Annotated in this window: 4 protein-coding genes; all 4 read left to right on the forward strand. The window is 59.4% G+C overall.

Annotated elements, in window-relative coordinates:
* Window positions 1-130: 130 nt before the first annotated feature.
* Window positions 131-580, forward strand: a complete 450-nt coding sequence (locus JCM15831_RS15210; RefSeq protein WP_025824906.1) for a hypothetical protein — start codon at window positions 131-133, stop codon at window positions 578-580.
* Window positions 577-1,389 carry a recombinase RecT gene (locus tag JCM15831_RS20700; protein WP_025824907.1) on the forward strand — a complete coding sequence of 271 codons (813 nt, stop codon included), beginning with the start codon at window positions 577-579 and terminating at the stop codon, window positions 1,387-1,389. Before JCM15831_RS15210 ends, JCM15831_RS20700 begins: the two co-directional genes overlap by 4 nt.
* Window positions 1,386-1,532 carry a hypothetical protein gene (locus JCM15831_RS21760; RefSeq protein WP_156938936.1) on the forward strand — a complete coding sequence of 49 codons (147 nt, stop codon included), beginning with the start codon at window positions 1,386-1,388 and terminating at the stop codon, window positions 1,530-1,532. The genes JCM15831_RS20700 and JCM15831_RS21760 overlap by 4 nt, the downstream gene beginning before the upstream one ends.
* 255 nt (window positions 1,533-1,787) lie before the next feature.
* The coding region (locus tag JCM15831_RS23145; RefSeq protein ID WP_035774775.1) for a hypothetical protein at window positions 1,788-2,097 on the forward strand (310 nt) is incomplete at its 3' end.

Consider the following 2,097-nt stretch of genomic DNA (forward strand, 5'->3'; position numbering starts at 1 on the left):
TTCTCGTAGAAGCCGCACGGAGACCTGACCGCGAGGCACTGACCGCCGATGAGCTGGAAGAGCGCGGGATTGCGCCTGACTCTTTCGCCAAGGCTCGCGCGGCTCTGGCTAAGGCTATGGGAGAGGGGGCGTGAATACGCTCGACATCGCCAACAGAGCATACGCGGAAGACATCAAGCCTGCGTTCGACAGCATGATTGACGCGATAAAGAAGATGCGGACCGCGAATGACCCTGACACGGGCGCGATCCTCTGCATCGAGGCGCTGGACCTTCTTGCGAAGAACGCCAAGGCCATGAGCGACGATCTGCGTGCGGGCGTTCTTCAGTCCTGCGACGAAAGCGGGACGATCTCCTTCGAGGCCGGTCCGTACCTCGTCACAAGAACGCGCCCCGATCTGCCCGCCATGGTCACGGACGAGGCGGCGCTGAGAGCTGCATTGCCAGCTCTGTTCTCGCCTCAGCCGGACAAGTTGAACCGGACCGAACTCACGAAACGCCTCCGACGCGGAGAGACGATACCGGGCGCAACGCTCGGTGCTGCCCCCGTTGGAACCATTCAGATCAGGACAAGAAAATGAACGAAGTAGCGACAATCGGTGCCCCAGGGTCATTCGTGATCGAGGGTATGCAGGGAGCGATGAAGCTGGCTCAGGCTATGGCATCCGCCCGCATGGTGCCGCAGCACCTTCAGAGCAGCCCCGGCGATTGCCTGATGGTGATCGAACAGGCCATGCGTTGGCAGATGTCACCCTTCGCTGTGGCGCAGGCTACCGCAGTCGTTAAAGGGAAGATGTGCTTCGAGGGGAAGCTCGTTGCCGCAGCGATCCAGACGAGCGGAGTTCTGGAAGGGCGGCTGAATTATGAGTTTACCGGCGAGGACGACAAGAGAGCGGTGATCTGCGCCGGCCTCATCCGAGGCGAAAAGAAAGCCCGCACTGTCGAGGTCAAGCTGTCAGAGGCCCGCACTGAGAACCAGTGGTGGAAGAAGACCCCGGACCAGATGCTGACTTACCACGCGGCCCGCGTTTGGGCGCGACGCCACACGCCAGAAGTCATGCTTGGCGTCTATGCACCGGAAGAGATGGCAGATGCACAGGAAGAGCGCTGCGAGACAGTTGATATCACACCGGAACCGCAGCGCGTGCCACCGCCGCAGGACTACGCAAAGACGATTTCAGGCTGGCTCGCACGCGCGACGCAGCCAGAGCAGGCGGTCAAGGTCCGAGCGAAATGGACCGAGATTGTTGCGAGCGCTGAGGAGGCAGGCGCGCCGATTCCCGAAGATCTGCAAAATCATATCGCCGGGATGATCACCGCACGCTTGGATGCGCTTGCGGAGCTTCATGCCGAAACCGGCGAGGTGGAATTGGAGCACGCGCCCGCATGACCGCCGCATACGAGACCACCACACAGGCCGGAGACGACGAGATCGCGGACCGCCTGACACGAGAGAAGAAGGCGCAGGACAGTATCCGCGCCTGCATCGAGACACAGGAAAGACGAGCGCAGGGGAGAGACAGGCATGAGTGAGACAAGGCTAGAGCGAGGCAAATATTATGTTGCTGAAGTGTCATTCAGGGAAGGAAATCCTGTCCATATGGCTATTGCATACGGACAGCTTACTTCTGGAGTAGTTCTTTGGTGTTACGGGTATGAAGAGCAAATATGGACGGACGTTTCAAAGCTATCGTGGTTCAAAATCGTAACTGCACTGCCCCAAATGGATTGTAGGCCATCAAGGGACATGCCGCCTTCCAAAAAGGATGACGTTCGGAGCGTATCGAAATGACCCACGAACAGAAGCCGGAGAGCGCGGAGTTTCGGACGCGGGAAGAGCAGATTGAGACTATGACCGTCCATTACATGGAGGCCGGTTTCCCCATTAATGCGGCGCGCAAGTTGGCAAACGATGGAGTTGCAGAAGCCGAGGCTCGAGGCGCGGCAGAGCAGCGCCGGAAGGATGCGGAGGGGGCGGAGCCGGTTGCGTACCGTTGGCTGTCACAATTTCCAGGCTGTGAACATTGGCTACTTGAGTACGGGGCGAATGTGCCGGGATATAAAACGAAACTTCGGGGCATCACGCCCCTCTACACCC

The sequence above is a fragment of the Asaia astilbis JCM 15831 genome (assembly GCF_000613845.1).
GTDB lineage: Bacteria > Pseudomonadota > Alphaproteobacteria > Acetobacterales > Acetobacteraceae > Asaia > Asaia astilbis.